Below are 15,472 nucleotides of genomic sequence, written 5' to 3'. Positions count from 1 at the left end.
TTCCGAATCGGAGTATTTTCCTTCGGGAAATAAAATAGAAATTTTCCAGTCGCTGACTGGAAAATCACCGATAACAGAAACAGACTGCGTGGCCGTTAAGGTCATGCAGTCTGTTTTTTTAATTATGTGTCGAAGGTACATCACATTTTCTGTTGCCTGAAAGTCTGAAACGTGGTATACTAATTATATGAATTATTACATTTATCTGATAACAGGAGGTAAACGGTGAGCAATAAAAAAATACTCCCAATGGGCGTACAGGATTTTGAGAAACTCGTTAATAATAACTGTATCTATGTTGACAAAACAGCTTATATATATAAACTGGTTCATGATGTTGCACCGTTCTTTTTAAGTCGTCCCCGCAGATTCGGAAAGAGTCTGCTGCTGTCTGCACTGAAGGCTTACTGGGAAGGCAGAAAGGATTTGTTTGCCGGACTTGAAATAGAAAAACTGGAAGCAGATAATCCTGATGCATGGCACCCGTATCCTGTATTTTATTTTGATTTTAACGGGAAGGATTATTCTAAGACGAATTCCCTTGAAGAGGTGCTGGATTCTCATCTTAAAGACTGGGAACATAAATACGATATTATAACAGATGCCGTTTCAGTCGAAACCAGGTTTAAAAATCTTCTTGTCAGAGTGAAAGAAAAAACAGGAAAACGATGTGTTGTTCTTGTTGATGAATATGACAAGCCTTTGCTTGATCTTATAAATGATCCTGAACTGCAGGAACATAACAAGTCTCTGTTCAAAGGATTTTTCAGTAATCTGAAAAGCTGTGATGCCTGCATTCAGTTTGTGTTTATTACCGGCGTTACTAAATTTCATAAGGTAAGCATATTCAGTGACTTGAATCAGCTGATAGATATTTCTTTGAATAAAGAATTTTCAGCTTTGTGCGGAATTACTGAAAATGAACTTAATACATATTTTTCTGAACATATTGAATTACTTGCCAAATCACAGGATCTCACTATAGATGAATGCAGGAAACAGTTAAAACAAACTTATGACGGATATCATTTTTATCCGGATTTTGAAGGTGTTTATAATCCTTTCAGCATTATAAATGCGTTTTATGCTCATGAATTCAGACCGTACTGGTTTGAAAGCGGCTCACCTACTTTTCTTGTTAAGATGCTCAGGAACAACAGTTTTGATGTACGTAAGTTTTCGGATAAAACAATTTACGCCAGTGAAAGTGTTATTCTTGATTATACCGGAGATTCACTGTCTCCTACACCTCTGCTTTATCAGTGCGGTTATCTTACAATATCGGAATACAATAGAAGGCTTCAGCGTTATACTCTTTCGTTTCCTAACGAAGAGGTAAAGTACGGATTCCTTAACAGTATGATGCCGTATTATGTTCCGAGTGCAGCGGAATCAAACGGACTGGATATTTTTACTCTTGAAGGCTATGTCGAAGAAGGAGATCTGGATTCCATAAGAAATGTACTTACTGCTCTTTTTGCGAGTATTACATATACCTCAAATGAAGCACCGTTTGAACATTATTTTCAGACTGTTATATATCTTGTATTTACACTGCTCGGTAAGTACACGGTTTGTGAAATGCATACGTTCAGCGGGCGGATAGACTGCAAAGTGGAAACAGAAAAATTTATTTATCTGTTTGAATTCAAACGAGATGAAACTGCTGAAGCAGCCCTCAGACAGATAGATGATAAAGACTATGCTCTTCCGTTTTCAGCAGATAACAGAAAAGTGTTCAAAATCGGAGTATCATTTGATTCTGAAAAAAGAACCCTTTCGGATTGGCTCTCCTGCGAGGCATGAATTAATGGAGTATTTTCCTTCGGAAAATAAAATAGAAATTTTCCAGTCGCTGACTGGAAAATCACCGATTACAGAAAACAGACTGCGTGACCATTAAGGTTATGCAGTCTGTTTTTTTATTATGTGCCGAAGGCACATCACCTTCGTCAGACTAAAGAATTGACGGTGTGGCGGGTAAAAAATCTGCTCTGTAAGATTGCATACAAAACTGGCTGCTTGCGGTAGGTCAATATCACACGCAGCTGCCCTTTAGCACAATTACATATTTTCATGCACAAATTGTTCTGAAACTCTTGACACATTTCATGAAGTGTAGTATAATACATAGTATAAAGGCGGGTATATTTGCAAATTTTTATGCAAATTACTCATTTATGATATTAGTAAAAAGATAGGGGTTGTTTTATTATGAACGAAAAAACAAAGGAACTGTTAGTGGAACGCATGACAGAAAATCTTGTAGTGCTTCGTGCTAAGCTGGGGATCACACAGGCTGAGCTTGCTGATATTGCAGGCATGAGCAGACAGACGATCCTTGCTATCGAGAAGAAGCAGAGAACAATGACATGGAATACTTTCCTTTCACTTCTCTTCATCTTCTCAGTAAACAAGAATACTGAAGCACTTCTCAAGCTGTTTGAGATCCTTACAGATGAACTCATCGACTACATAACAGTCAAGAAGTGATGATTCGTTCATGATGATGCCGGATTAACGGAGGGGTTTTAATGGAGATCTATTTCTGTCCCGAATGCGAGGGAAAACCGTACACAGAAAGCACTAAGGCTGGTACGAAATGTCCGGTCTGCAAAGCACGTCTGCAGTTTGCGGAAGTTTCCGAAGCAAGTCTTGCAGGAAGACCAAAACTTGAGACAAAGGGAAAGAAAAAGGCTCCGGTCAAGGGTACAGGAAAGGCAAAACAACTGTCAGTTCCTGATAAATACCGGAAACAGCGTATGCTCTGCGGTACGGTCGAAAACATAAGACCGCATACGGGAGAGCGCCGCGGACTTTTCACGAAGATCAGGCACTACATCATGTACGGGCAGAGTTTCAGTGACACTCTTTATTCATTTGACATCTGTCCGCGTGAAGATGAGACGGGTAATGACCGCGTACATGTACGCATTTACGGTGATTATGCCGGAGAGGGTGCCACCATTTGCAGCGGATTCACTCATGCAGTCAGGGGAAGAATGGCTCTGAGGAATTTTTCGGAGGAAGACAATGATATATTCTTTGCAACCTGGATCCGTAACGACGATACCAGGATCAGATTCAGTTCTTCGCCTGCTGCCTTTATGGTAACAGTTTTCGTACTGTACTTTTTCTACTCGGTGTTCATGTACTTCATTGAGCCGGCAAAGTCCGGAGAGATACTTGAATCAATACGTCATATACTGACTGAATTTATCGGTTCGGCAACTGCTGCTGCAAGTATGTTCAGCATAGCTTTTGTTTTCACGTCTCTTCTGGTTTATGCCAACAGACTCAGAACGCACATCGGGTTCAACTTCAATTCTGTCGCAGGAATCTCATTCATGATGACAGTATTGTTTTTTATGAAGCACAAGCTCAGTTCGTTTTCCGGTTTTACAGTGTCAGAATGCTTTTCCGATATTTTTGCGATTCTGGTAACATCATCTTTAAACATCATTATTGCTTGTGTGATCGTTTATGTAGTATGGCGTTTCATTCACATAATAATGCGTTTAAGGGGATAATGGATCATGAAAATCGGTATAGACCTCGGCACCACCAATACGGTGGCCGGATGGATGAATATATACGGAAATATTGAATTTCTTGAGTTCGATGACGGAAGAACTTTTCTTCCGTCATGTGTGTTTTTTGACAGGGGAAAAGTGATCGTCGGAAGCGAGGCCGAAGTGCGTGCTTCTGAAGATCCCTCATCATTTGTCTGCCAGTCAAAGATATACATGGACGACAGAAAAAAGACCTGGGAAAAGGAAGGCAGAAGATACAGAGCTGAAGATATCGCTTTTGAGATCCTGAAAAAAGTAAGGATGACTCTGTCTGAACGCTTCCCTGATGAAAAGAAATTTGATGCGGTAGTCACTGTTCCTGCCAAATTCGGCGAGGACCAGATACGCCGTACTGCGTCTGCGCTCAAACGTGCAGGCATTGGAATGATAGAAATAATCAAAGAACCGGTTGCGGCTGCTCTTGCCTTCAATGACGACAGTTTCAGACCCGGAGACACCGTCTACGTCATAGACTTCGGCGGTGGCACGGTGGATGCTGCCCTTGTTGAGCTTACAGGTAGGAGCGGTGTGACCGGTTTTGTTGTTTCTGTCGCAGACGGAAACCGTCATCTCGGCGGACGTGACCTTGACAGAGTCATTTCCTCGCTTCTTCTCGAACAGCTGAGAGACTGCTCTGGCCAGGATCTGACCGATGAGGAGGCCGTTTTCGGTGCGGCAAGAAAAAAAACAAGAAGAGTGATAGAGGAAGCATCTGAAAAGCTTAAAAAGATGCTGTACGCCTCCCCTTCAGAAAGGGCGGTAATGGATCTTGATGAGGTCTGTGCTGTCTGTGAAAAAAGAGAAAACTGCAGCCGCGGAGGACATTTCCGTGCAGATATAGGCTATGATGAATATCTTTCGGCGGCTGATGAGATATACGAGAAACTTACTTCGCTGATCGTATCCGATGAGGTAATGGAGCGAAAGATCGATCATGTTATATTTGTCGGCGGTATGAGCGCAGACCCGTACCTTAAGCAGTTTATCGCATCCACTTTTGAGGGCAGTACTTTTGTATCTGCCTCTGATGTATGCACGGGTGACAGCTGCCTTACAGTGATTGCAAGGGGCGCAGCCATAAAGGCGTGCGATGAGAATATCCACATTGTAAACAAGCTCTTGAATTCGCTGGGAATGATCTGCACCGGCAGAAACGGAAAGTACATGGATCCGGTCATTCCGGCGGGAACTGACGTTGACGATGATTTTGAGGTAAGACATGTTTACACCAATACAGGAAGATTTGAAACCGAGCTCAGGTTTGAGGTCTATGAGTACAGCGGCGATCCGGAGGACTTCGGCAATCTCGAATACAGGAAGGCCGGAGAGTTTGTATTCAATGATATAAATCCGATGGATACCGGTAAGCAGAAGATAGAAACGGTATTCCGCTTCGACAGTCAGGGCGTGCTTACGGTAACTGCTGAGGATCTTAACGATCATAACAGGAGTATTGAGGTAAGTTTTGAGATTTAGGTGATGCATTATGGGGAAAAAATTCAGCCAGATGATAACAGGGGAAGAAAATTCCCGTATTTATAAAGACCCGCAGGAGTTTATGTTCGGTGAAGAGCATACGGAAGCCTCTGAGGTCTGGTCTCTCGGTCTGAGGCTCTTTTATGCGATAAGCGGCAGGGACTATTTTGACGTTTCCGGAGTACCGGAGGATGAGTGCTTTATGATGGCCGATCCTGATTCGGATTCTTCGCTCATCATTGAAAAATACATACCGGATGAGTACACGGAATTTGCCGGACTTCTTAAGGACGCCACGGTTTTCAGAAGAGACGGAAGAATATCTCCTGATTATTTCCTCAGCCGGCTTTCAGAGTATGAGATCAGGCAGGACGCTGAAAAAAACTGATTCTGCCGGTATGGAAAATGCTTGGCAGTCTGAAGAAACTACCTCTTTCAAAGAACCGGACAATAATGCTGATGATACGGAGATCCGGTCAGGATCCGCAGAGAATTCATCAGATTACAGGAACAGCGAAGATGAATATGCACTCCTTCCGGACTATGACTACGGTATAATCCTGAACAACAGACGGTCGGGAAGGATAGAATTTATACCTCTGCTTTTCCATGACGGCAGGAGTGAAAGCTATGTTGTTCCGGCAGATGAAAAAGGTGAATTTACCATAGCCGTTTCACGAAGACACCGTGACGATGCAGCATACTCGAATCCTTCAAGTGTTTACGGTGACAGGATCATACCGGTGGGACTTGCGAAAACATCTTCTGCCGGCGGACAGAAGATAAAAATAAAACTTGGAATCAAAAACGGAAAACTTACTGCTGAATTTACGGATGTGTCACTCTCCGGAGCAGAATCAGGCACTCGTAATGCAGGTTTAATCTGACCGGGAGATGGAGTTATGACGATAAATAATGAAAGTATTCTTATAATCGGCGGTGAAGCTGCTGAAAAGATCATTTCCGGTGAATCACGGGTAACGGTTTTTCAGAGGTCTGTGGCCGGAGGTTTCAGGGAAAACAGTCTTGCACGTTTCAGTCCTCTTATCCAGTGTATAAGCCCGTCGGTGAACGACACCGGAGCAAAGCTGAAGTTTTCTGTAAAGCAGGAAAACGGAGCGGCATTTCGTTCTGAAGCCTCAGCATTCTTTTTTGAAACCAGTCTTGAACTGACCTTTGAGATAAGAAGCGGAAGCGAGACCGTACAGGCCGGAGAGTGCAGTGCTTCCGGGTTTATAATAAAGCCTTCCGATACTGAAGGCAGATCAGAACTGGAATTTGTCGAATTTATCACGGGCAGTGATGACGGCCGAGATGAACTCGCTGAAGCTGTCTGTGAAATAAAAGGCGAAACCAGAAAGAATGAAGAAGAAATTAAGGAACTTGAAGAAGAACTTTTACGGTATGAGGAAGAAAACCGGAATTTAGGCGAAAGAAAGCAGGAAATAAACGAAAAACTCATTTCCCTGCGTGAAGAAAACTCAGAGATCGAAAAGAGCATAGCAGAAATAAACGAACTTGAGTCCAGACATGCAGTCCTTTCAGAAAATCTGAATGAGATAAAGGAAAACAAAAAGACTTCAGATGAACTTTTAACAGAGCTGAAGGTGTTCAGTGGAATTCTTGATCATTACAGAAACGATAACGGTTTTGAGACCGTGAAGGAAAAACTTGAAAGGCTGATATCCGCAGCGGATGAAATTTCGGATGATATTTCCGCAATGGCGGAAAAACGCGCAGGTGAACTTAAATGAGTGCACAGACAGTTATTCTTAACAGAAAACTTGAAAACATGCGCGGTCAGTTTAAGAAAAATCTTGCCGCCATGGACGAGATAAGAAGTGAGTACGAAAAATCGCTGAATGACCGCCTTGCACAGGTGCAGCAGGAAATGAAGGAAAAGCTTGCTGACCATGATGCATCGCTGAGGGGCGAGTTTGAAACTGAACTTGAAAAGTACACGGCAGCTCTGAATGATGAGCTGGGGAAGAAAATAGATGAGATAAGTTCCGAATATGCAAAGCTGAAGGCTGAAAACGATGAAATGCAGGTATTGATGAAGAAGACTGAAAAGGAGCTTGCAGGCGAGATCTCCGGACTTTCGGGAAAGCTGGAAAAGCGTGAGGAGACAATGAAAAACGAAGCCCGCAGGCGAATGGAAAATGTCTACGACGAGTTTCAGAAATTTTCGGAGAAATACCCCCACGAATCATTTGAACCGGGAGCGGCGGATGCTCTTCTTATGCAGCTGGAATCGGTAAAGTCAGATTTTCGTGCCGGATTTTACGAATCATGCATGGCTCTTTCATCCGGAACCGGATTTCAGATAGCGCTGATGGATGAGCGGATGAAGAAGAACATGGAGCAGTGGATACGCTACTACACCCAGCTTGAATCCTACACAGCTCTTGTAAATGATTTTCTGATATCCGATGAATTCTGCAGAGTGAAAACAGATTCTTTTGAAAAGGAGCTGGTTCGTACTTCGGAACGGGAAGCTGAAACCTTTGATTTCTGGTGTGAAAACAGGTTTTCACCTGCAGCGGAAAAGGCGAAGAGTTTTGCGGAGTTTACAGAGAAAATCCATGAATGCGAAGGCAGAACCAGAGAAGAAAAAATCACTTCATTTCTGAAGAGTGAGAGAAGGCAGGGAAGAAGCGTTTCGTTTGAGGAGCTTTCCGAAAACCTTGACAGCCTGACTGCACTTCACAAGGAAATATGTACAATGAGGTCGTACATTCACACCGGTTTTGCGGCATCCTTTGAACGGGCAGCAGATCTGTCGAAGAAAATCATAAACTACATGAAGACTGAACGCTGCTGTGATATTGTTTCAAAGGGTTTCCGCGACGGTGATATAAGGAAGGAATACATTATCGAAGCTGCAGAGCCGGGCAAAAAGATCACTGTCTGTATCTTTCCGGTATGTCCGGACAGGACAACGGTAATAAATGCAGCGGGCGTTTATTTTGAACACAACGGTTCAGGAACTCCTGAAAACCTTAAGGCCACCGAGAAAAACTTCCTGACGGGGCTTCAGAGCGTAACCGGACAACTGACAGTGATTGCGGAAAGCAACTGTGAAAAAGAGTTTTCCGATACTGATACGGTTTTAAATGAACTGAAAAACAGAGCTGATGAACAGAGAAGAAAGGAACTGGCACTTAACAGACGCCGGATGATCCGCTGAACGGTCATCAGCGGAAAGGAGATGTGGGATCATGAGCGGTATAAGCAGGGGATCGATTTTTTTCACACCTGTTGTAATGACACTGTCAGTCATGTATGCAGCCGAACATATAGCAAAGTCAGCGGGCAGGGTCGCGTTTGCCGGAGTCATAGCAGTTCATAAATACAGTAAGGCTGTGGAAGAGAAAAAACTGAATGCACTGAACGATGAACTTGGCAGTCTCGGCCGTGATGTTACGGAGAACATGAATAACCAGCGCGAGGCACTTTACCGGAGCACCGAACAGATGCTGAAAAATATAAATGACATGCATACGGAAACCGTAAAAAGCTTCGGTGACAGCAGTGCAGCTGATGATTTCCGTGCGCTGTTAAAGGCTTCGGAAAAAAATACTCTTGACAGTATCGAAAGGATACACACGCAGTTCAGGAAGAACTACAGTGAAGTGATCAACCGCAGCAATTCAGAAATTTCAATGCGTATGACAAGACTTAAGGAGAGTATTCTTTCCGGAATCGCGGAAATTGAAGCGGACATTGCTGACCGTGACGAGCGTGCCCGTGAAAGAGCTGCGAGCCTCATTGAAGATGCACGTACACTTCTTGAAGGGACAGAGTCTGAAACTGCTGAAAAATACATTCACGAGGCGGAAAGTGATCTGGAAAAAGGAAATTACCAGTCGGCTGTCAGCCTCGCTTCATCAGCTGTCACCCAGATCTTTATGGATATGTACAGATCTGATGCTGAAGACAATGAACGTGAATTCTACAGAGTTACGCTTGCATATCTGCTGGAAGAGGCGGATGGCCTTCTTGCTTCTCTGAAGGAAGCGGAGTTTAAAATGCCGGATGAAACTGAAAGGGAAGTTACAGCCGACCTTACTCAGTTCATAAAGAGCAGATATGCGGAGCTTACAGGCAGATACACGAAAATAAGGGAATACACAGTGAGTGCCGGTGACGATGTGCCTTCTTCCGAACTTAAAAGAAAAACTGAGGAAATGAGCAGTCTTATCGCTGAGATAAATGAAGCCACTGCCGATGCCTTCTACTGTATGTTCTACAGCCTTAACAGAGTTGAAGCGGAAAAGGTTATCTTCGGTCTGCTCAGGGAAAAAGGGTTTACCCTTAAGGAGACAAACTATACCGACGGTGATCCTTCAAAGTCGGGTGAAAGAAAGTATGTATGTCAGCTGACCGGTGAGGAACTGACCATCTCACTGCTTCCGTATGAAGATGAGAACGCAGAGCTTCAGACTGAACTGATCCTTGCGAGCAATAAGAGCAGTGAGGAAAACCGTGAACAGTACCGTAAAGCGATAGTAAATGAGCTTATGGGCAGCTGCCGTAATGTAGCGGATGCTTCGCTTAAGTGCAGTGAAGAGACAAGAGGCATGGATGCTGCCGACACCGGAAGAAAGACAATGATAGAAAATCCGCAGCCGGTGAAAAGAGTATAAAGGGTACGGACCCCGTCCGAAAGAGGTGAGAAAAGTGGAAAGATCGATCTTTGAATATTCATCACATCGTATTTTCAGTATTTCAGGAAATATAACCGATACATTCTGTACACCTGATCTTCAGATAATGAGTTTTGAGCAGTACCTCTGCGGATATCTGAAAAAGGTTGGCTATGAGTGTGTGCTGTTCTATTCGGGAAGCGGTTCAGGACTGTATTTTCACGACAGTGAAAGTGCTGAAAACTATGTGATTTCAGGAAGCAGCGGCGAGGAGCCTGCGGATGATCCGGTTTCTCCGGAAGATGATGAGGAAGACATTTTCAACGTCTTCGGAATAAAGGAAAAGAACCCGGCAGTCCGCAAAGAAAAAAAGACTCCGGAAAAGGAAGTGCGCATGCGTTATCCTATGGAAAGCGATGCCGACTTCATACACAAGGCCGAGGCTCTTATGGAAAGCCGTAAAAAGCGTACAGCCATTGTTTTCACGAGCTTTGACGACTTTGTGAACCGTACCGATTCCGTAAGCCGGCGTAACTACAACCGCCTTTTTGAGAGCTGGAAATCTATGCCTGCTGACAACAGGAACATATGCATTTTTCTTTCAAAGGGACTCGGAACGAAAGAGATCCAGCAGATGCTCCAGAGCAGCAGCGAGCTGTCACTTTCCTCACTTTTTATAGCCGAAGACCATGAAGGAAGACGAAAGTTCAATTCTGACAACTGTCTCATAGTAAAGCATCCGGGAAGCGACGAGATGCGTTATCTGCTTTATTACTGGGCGGTACGCGGAATAAAAACGGAAAAAGGAATAAAGAAGATAACCTTTGACTGGAACGAACAGAACATCGAAAGCATAGTAAATACCATGCAGTTTTACTGCCGTGAATCGGAAAGCGGACTTAATACTTTCCGCGACCGTACTGAAACATTTCTGCGTGATGCCGAAGGTGACAGGATACCGTTTTCGGCTGATACGATAAACCGTATCTATTCTGAAAAGGATGTACGGTATTCTCCGGAAGATCCGGAGGAAGTGCTTGAAAGCAGAAGACACCAGGGCTGGGAAAATGCATGTGATGTAATAAAACGAAACATTGATGAATATGAAAACTTTTTAAAATACAGCAGTTCAGGTACAGATACGAAGAGAGAGGGAATTTTCACTCTTGAACGATTTGAAAGTCCGGGAGAATGTACCGGAAACTATAAAATACCAAACTTCGTTATCGAAGGCAATCCGGGTGTGGGCAAGACAGAAATAGCACGTCTTATCGGCCGTATTCTCTACAAACACGGAATTCTGAGTTCAGGACATACTGTCTGTGCTTCGCGGGACACTCTTGTAGGCCAGTATCTTGGTGCATCAGCAATAAACACGGTAAATGCCGTTGAACGCGCCCAGGGCGGTGTGCTCTTTATCGATGAGGTGTATTCGCTTGTGAATCTGAGTGACGGCTCATCATCCGGCGGTGAAAAACTACTGTGCTGAAGTTATAAACACACTTGTTGCGGCAATGACTGACCCGAAGTATCATTTCTGCGTCGTTGTTGCCGGATACAGCTCGAAGATGGCTGACTTTTTTAAGATGAACGAAGGTCTTCCTTCAAGGTTCAGCATGAAGAATGTCATAACCATAGATGACTACAGGCCGGATGTTCTCGAAAAGATATTCCGGGACTGCATAAGGAGAAACAGACTCACACTTTCCGCCGAGGTGGATGAGGGACTTTCCTGTTATTTTGTAAATCTTTACAGGGAGCGTGACAGAAAGACCTTCGGTAACGCCCGCGACATAGTTACTCTTGCAAAGTCAGTTACCGCTGCCGCACAGATGCGTGCAAAGGAAGCGGAACCGGAAGTTCTGAAGGCAGATTTCGGGGATTCCGTACATCTGTTTGACGGATTCGGAGCCTCCACAAGGGAGGAGGCCTACAGCGATCTGAAAAAGTATATCGGCCTTGATTTCCTTAAACAGATGTTTGACGACCAGTGCAGCCTTTTCGACGAGTGCCGCGACAAGGGAATAGAATATCCGGGTCCGGAACACATGATCTGGGTCGGAAATCCGGGTACCGGAAAATCGACAGCTGCGAAGCTTCTGGCAGGACTCTACTACGCCACCGGCATACTCGGAGGAAGAAGTCCGGTCATAGTGGATGCATCATCACTGATCGGCACCCATGTGGGCGATTCACAGAAACTCATAAACGAAAAAATGGATGAGGCGGCGCAGAACAATACCGTTCTTGTCATTGAGGAAGCCTACCAGCTTTCAAAGGACCGGCACTACGGCCACGCAGCGCTCAATTCCATGATGAACCGCATGGTCGATGAACGCAGGAACTTCAATGTCGTTTTCATTGTCTATTCCAGCGAGTATGAAGATTTTATCGCGTCGAATGCAGGCATACTCTCGCGCTGCACACGCTACGATTTCAATGACTATGATCCTGAGCAGCTCACGCAGATCTTTCTGAAAATGTGCCGTGATTCAAAGGACACCTGCTCTGATGAAGCGCTTGCACTTGTACGGAAAGAGATGGAGGAACTGTACCGGACACGTACTGAGAAAACCGGAAACGCCCGGGCTGTAGCGAAGATGCTGACGGAAATGAGAAAGAAACGATATCCGAGGATACGAGACATGAAGGATGTACCTGCGGAAGTAAAATACAGATTTGAGGCGGAGGATGTATGCAGGATATAAAAATATCAATGATAGGCGTCAGCGGATCCGGCAAGACTGCGTTCCTGTCGGGAATATGCGATACCTTCATTTCAGGAAACATAGAGGTAAAGGACAGCCGCAACGATGACAGAAGCCATCTTTTCAAAATACTGCCTTATCAGGCGGATGACATGTCCGAGACCAGCATAGGTGATGTCCGGCGTTATTCCATCAGAAACAACAGGAATTTCACTTCGGTAAGCACCGAGAACACGAAAAAGTACATGCTTGATCTCTTTGACGACACATACAGTACGTCCGTGCCGCTTTGCAGCGTGAGCTTTATCGACTACAAGGGAGGTTTCGTCGGTAATCTGGTAAACGAGCGGTCCGGCGATGAAGTTAAGGATGTAAGAAACGAGCTGCTTGCAAGCAATGTGCTTCTGATATTCGCCGATGCAATAAGACTGAGCAGGGCTGAAACAGCAGGCGAGATAAGTGCCGCACTCGGAAGTGACGATATAAACACTTTCTTCAACACGAACCAGTTCATGAACAAAAAGATGACTGTACTGTTCGTGCTCACCAAGGATGATTCACCTGAGGTGACCGGAGACAGTGAGCTCCTTGCCGACAGAATAAGGCACGCCTTTGAGACTACTGTCAGGATAATAGAAAGAAACGGCTGGACCTATGGCATAATACGCACATCAGCAGTGGGCAGGAACTGCGTTGATCCGGTGACAAACCGGATAACGCCCGATGCTGAAATAGTTCCGTACGGCATAGACAGCGTGCTTTTCTACAGCATTTACAGGACTGTCAGCGAAGAGGTGACAGCTCTTCACTTAAGGATAAGTGACATGGAAAATGCATCTGTTCTGACGAAGATGTCACGTGAATACAGAAACAGGATGAAAATACTTAAAACGCAGCTCGAGGAGAGCGATGTCGTGCTGCGGTTCATACGAATACCGTACAACAGTCTCCGCGTTTCCGACAGCCTCGTATGTGAGGTAAGGCCGGAAAGCGGAGGAATAAGTGCAGTTTCAGGATAAGGAGGTGACTCTGCAGATGAATGCCGATGTTTTTTTATACGGAAGAACAAGGACGCATGACTATTTTGATATGTATCTTCCTGAATGGCTTGAAAGCTATACTGAGGAATACCGCGAGTACAGAAAAACAGTGAGCTTTATTATGAAGATACGTGATGTTCTCCCCGAGGACAGGGTGAACGTACTTGAAAATACAGCAGACAGCTTCATGTTCATCAGCGGACGCAGGATAAGCATGCTGTGCCGTTTCTGTCATATATGCGGTGAGGATGAGTTCGGAAGACCTATCTGTTCCACCGAAGGTTTTGTCGTAAAAAGCAGTGACACCGAAGATCTGAGAAAAATAATCCCTGATGCGCTGGCAATGATGAGCGGTGCTTCTCGTACCTGCTATGATCAGTATATCTCAGATTACGGATGGGAAGCAAAGCCTGATCCTGTAAGCCTTAAGGCAGACATAGTTCCCGGAAAATATGTTTTCCCGCAGAAGGAATGGTTCAGGACCATGAAAGCATCCCTTGAAAGAACTTCACGTACGTTTTCGTTTGTCTGCGGGGATCAGCAAAAAAGTCTTTATGACTATTCTTCAGAAAACGATGAAGTGAAAATAAATGTTTTCTTTGCAGAGGATGAATGCACCGAAATACCTGCCGATCCTGAGCCGGAAAACACCGGAGCTGATTTCGGCACGCTGGTTCCTTACGCAGGCATCACAAAGACGACGGAGGGAAGACTTAAGTACCGTTTCATGCTGTGCCGTCCTGACAACAGCCCCGGTACGGGAAGTATAGCCTATGAGAGCTACGAAAGGGAGACGGGAAGCGAAATAAAGCTTGAAGAGCTTTTCAGAATGTACCAGTCGGTCTGTGAATATCTTGCACGAAACGGCACTGATGAAAAGTCAAGGAGAAAAGCTGTTCCTTACGGCAGTGAGCTTACAGCGGAGTTTTCAGGGAAGAAACTGATACTCGAATATCATCCGCCGAAGGAACAGAAGAGAAGTTTCATGCAGATAATAAAGGGTGAAAAGCTTCCGGACTTTACAGAATACATTTTCCTGCGTGAGGGAGAGGAAGAACGGAAACTCAGTGACATAACACCGGCCGTAAAGCTTTCCGACGACAGGGCATCAGTAATGTTTCTCTACAGTGAACTCATGGAGGTGACACTCTGATGGAAGTATACTACTGCGAAAAATGCAAAGGCAGACCGTACACCAGAAAAATACGGGATGCAAAGTGTCCGGACTGCGGTGCGCTGCTTAAGTTTGAGGACGTTTCCGAAGACTCCCTTGCAGGCAGAAGAGAGCTTGTTTATCCGCGTACGGTACCGGACTTTAAAGATATTCATCTTAAGGACCTTATAATGCCTCAGGAAAAGGATGATGCGGTAAGAAATACGCAGTTTTCCCTGACAGACGGGGAGGTTTTCTACGAATATCTCGGATTTGAGAAAACCGGTTCAGTAGACTTCAGTGTGCGTTTTATTCTTGGAAACCAGCCTGACGGAAATTCAGTTATTACGAAAACTCCTTTTGTAAGTCCGAAAATAAAGTTTGTTCAGAATCTTGAACTTTCCGAACTTGAGCTTATGAGAAAGAGCTTTGAACGTGCTTTTGTTTCACTTGGATTTGAAAATGACCGCCGTATGTTCCACGCTTTTGTGAAACGCGGCGACGGTGTGCTCACCAAGACGAAAACTGAAGTGTATGACGAAGAAAGGCTTACTGAAGAGGACAGGTTTTCGGAACGCTATTTTATTAACTATGACTATCAGCCTTTCGGCGGAATAAGTGTTACCGGACCTTTTACCAGGGAGCACGGCTTTTTCGATGAAGTAAAAAGGGTGATTGACTCACGTTACGAGAAATTTATGGAATACATGGTGTTCCGCGCGAGAAACGGGGATAACATGACCCTGAGCTCATTTGCTGATGATTCGGCAGTTATCTTTGACGATCCGCATCTTGCTCTTATCAGGTATGACCGCCTGCTTAAGGAGGCAAGAGCAGCGCGCATGTGATCGTATTAAAACAGAGGGATGAGAAT

General features: G+C 44.6%; 14 protein-coding genes. All 14 read left to right on the top strand.

Translation table 11 applies throughout. The annotated features are described in order from the left end of the window. Positions 1-225 precede the first annotated feature (225 nt). The 14 genes from CC97_RS02375 to CC97_RS02315 all read left to right on the top strand — a co-directional run bounded on the left by CC97_RS02375 (position 226) and on the right by CC97_RS02315 (position 15,446). A complete protein-coding gene (locus CC97_RS02375) occupies positions 226-1,806 on the top strand; it encodes an ATP-binding protein (RefSeq protein WP_156036739.1) in 1,581 nt (526 codons plus the stop codon). 408 nt (positions 1,807-2,214) lie between these two features. Then, the gene (locus CC97_RS02370; protein WP_044973558.1) at positions 2,215-2,493 is read left to right on the top strand and encodes a helix-turn-helix domain-containing protein; all 279 of its coding nucleotides are present in this window, start codon (positions 2,215-2,217) and stop codon (positions 2,491-2,493) included. A gap of 41 nt (positions 2,494-2,534) precedes the next feature. Then, on the top strand, positions 2,535-3,530 hold the full coding sequence (locus CC97_RS02365; RefSeq protein ID WP_044973557.1) for a hypothetical protein: 996 nt from the start codon (positions 2,535-2,537) through the stop codon (positions 3,528-3,530). 6 nt (positions 3,531-3,536) lie between these two features. Next, on the top strand, positions 3,537-5,048 hold the full coding sequence (locus tag CC97_RS02360) for an Hsp70 family protein (protein ID WP_044973556.1): 1,512 nt from the start codon (positions 3,537-3,539) through the stop codon (positions 5,046-5,048). 10 nt (positions 5,049-5,058) lie between these two features. Then, positions 5,059-5,436, top strand: a complete 378-nt coding sequence (locus CC97_RS02355) for a hypothetical protein (RefSeq protein WP_044973555.1) — start codon at positions 5,059-5,061, stop codon at positions 5,434-5,436. Then, positions 5,405-5,935 (top strand): hypothetical protein, encoded by a 531-nt coding sequence (locus CC97_RS02350; RefSeq protein ID WP_044973554.1) that lies wholly within the window; start codon positions 5,405-5,407, stop codon positions 5,933-5,935. Before CC97_RS02355 ends, CC97_RS02350 begins: the two co-directional genes overlap by 32 nt. 15 nt (positions 5,936-5,950) lie before the next feature. Beyond that, a complete protein-coding gene (locus CC97_RS02345; protein WP_044973553.1) occupies positions 5,951-6,802 on the top strand; it encodes a hypothetical protein in 852 nt (283 codons plus the stop codon). Continuing rightward, a complete protein-coding gene (locus CC97_RS02340) occupies positions 6,799-8,238 on the top strand; it encodes an apolipoprotein A1/A4/E domain-containing protein (protein WP_044973552.1) in 1,440 nt (479 codons plus the stop codon). The genes CC97_RS02345 and CC97_RS02340 overlap by 4 nt, the downstream gene beginning before the upstream one ends. Before the next feature lie 31 nt (positions 8,239-8,269). Continuing rightward, on the top strand, positions 8,270-9,697 hold the full coding sequence (locus tag CC97_RS02335) for a hypothetical protein (RefSeq protein ID WP_044973551.1): 1,428 nt from the start codon (positions 8,270-8,272) through the stop codon (positions 9,695-9,697). 34 nt (positions 9,698-9,731) lie between these two features. Next, complete coding sequence (locus CC97_RS18485; protein WP_049962634.1) at positions 9,732-11,186, top strand: AAA family ATPase; 1,455 nt, start codon at positions 9,732-9,734, stop codon at positions 11,184-11,186. Continuing rightward, positions 11,167-12,405 carry an AAA family ATPase gene (locus tag CC97_RS18480; RefSeq protein WP_049962633.1) on the top strand — a complete coding sequence of 413 codons (1,239 nt, stop codon included), beginning with the start codon at positions 11,167-11,169 and terminating at the stop codon, positions 12,403-12,405. Before CC97_RS18485 ends, CC97_RS18480 begins: the two co-directional genes overlap by 20 nt. Next, positions 12,393-13,424 (top strand): hypothetical protein, encoded by a 1,032-nt coding sequence (locus tag CC97_RS02325; RefSeq protein ID WP_044973550.1) that lies wholly within the window; start codon positions 12,393-12,395, stop codon positions 13,422-13,424. Before CC97_RS18480 ends, CC97_RS02325 begins: the two co-directional genes overlap by 13 nt. Next, entirely contained in the window at positions 13,408-14,598 is a 1,191-nt protein-coding gene (locus tag CC97_RS02320) for a hypothetical protein (RefSeq protein ID WP_044973549.1), read from the top strand. Before CC97_RS02325 ends, CC97_RS02320 begins: the two co-directional genes overlap by 17 nt. Then, positions 14,598-15,446, top strand: coding sequence for a hypothetical protein (locus tag CC97_RS02315; RefSeq protein ID WP_044973548.1), 849 nt, complete (start codon positions 14,598-14,600; stop codon positions 15,444-15,446). The genes CC97_RS02320 and CC97_RS02315 overlap by 1 nt, the downstream gene beginning before the upstream one ends. Positions 15,447-15,472 lie beyond the last annotated feature (26 nt).

This window comes from Ruminococcus sp. HUN007, assembly GCF_000712055.1.
Taxonomy (GTDB): Bacteria; Bacillota; Clostridia; order Oscillospirales; family Ruminococcaceae; genus HUN007.
This window is presented reverse-complemented; position numbering and strand designations above follow the sequence as displayed.

What these genes read in the sequence shown, in the direction of transcription:
- CC97_RS02360 (WP_044973556.1), top strand. Translation starts at nt 3,537, where the DNA reads ATGAAAATCGGTATAGACCTCGGCACCACCAATACGGTGGCCGGATGG.
- CC97_RS02345 (WP_044973553.1), top strand. Translation starts at nt 5,951, where the DNA reads ATGACGATAAATAATGAAAGTATTCTTATAATCGGCGGTGAAGCTGCT.
- CC97_RS02325 (WP_044973550.1), top strand. Translation starts at nt 12,393, where the DNA reads ATGCAGGATATAAAAATATCAATGATAGGCGTCAGCGGATCCGGCAAG.
- CC97_RS02365 (WP_044973557.1), top strand. Translation starts at nt 2,535, where the DNA reads ATGGAGATCTATTTCTGTCCCGAATGCGAGGGAAAACCGTACACAGAA.
- CC97_RS02370 (WP_044973558.1), top strand. Translation starts at nt 2,215, where the DNA reads ATGAACGAAAAAACAAAGGAACTGTTAGTGGAACGCATGACAGAAAAT.
- CC97_RS02350 (WP_044973554.1), top strand. Translation starts at nt 5,405, where the DNA reads ATGAGATCAGGCAGGACGCTGAAAAAAACTGATTCTGCCGGTATGGAA.
- CC97_RS02340 (WP_044973552.1), top strand. Translation starts at nt 6,799, where the DNA reads ATGAGTGCACAGACAGTTATTCTTAACAGAAAACTTGAAAACATGCGC.
- CC97_RS02355 (WP_044973555.1), top strand. Translation starts at nt 5,059, where the DNA reads ATGGGGAAAAAATTCAGCCAGATGATAACAGGGGAAGAAAATTCCCGT.
- CC97_RS02335 (WP_044973551.1), top strand. Translation starts at nt 8,270, where the DNA reads ATGAGCGGTATAAGCAGGGGATCGATTTTTTTCACACCTGTTGTAATG.
- CC97_RS02315 (WP_044973548.1), top strand. Translation starts at nt 14,598, where the DNA reads ATGGAAGTATACTACTGCGAAAAATGCAAAGGCAGACCGTACACCAGA.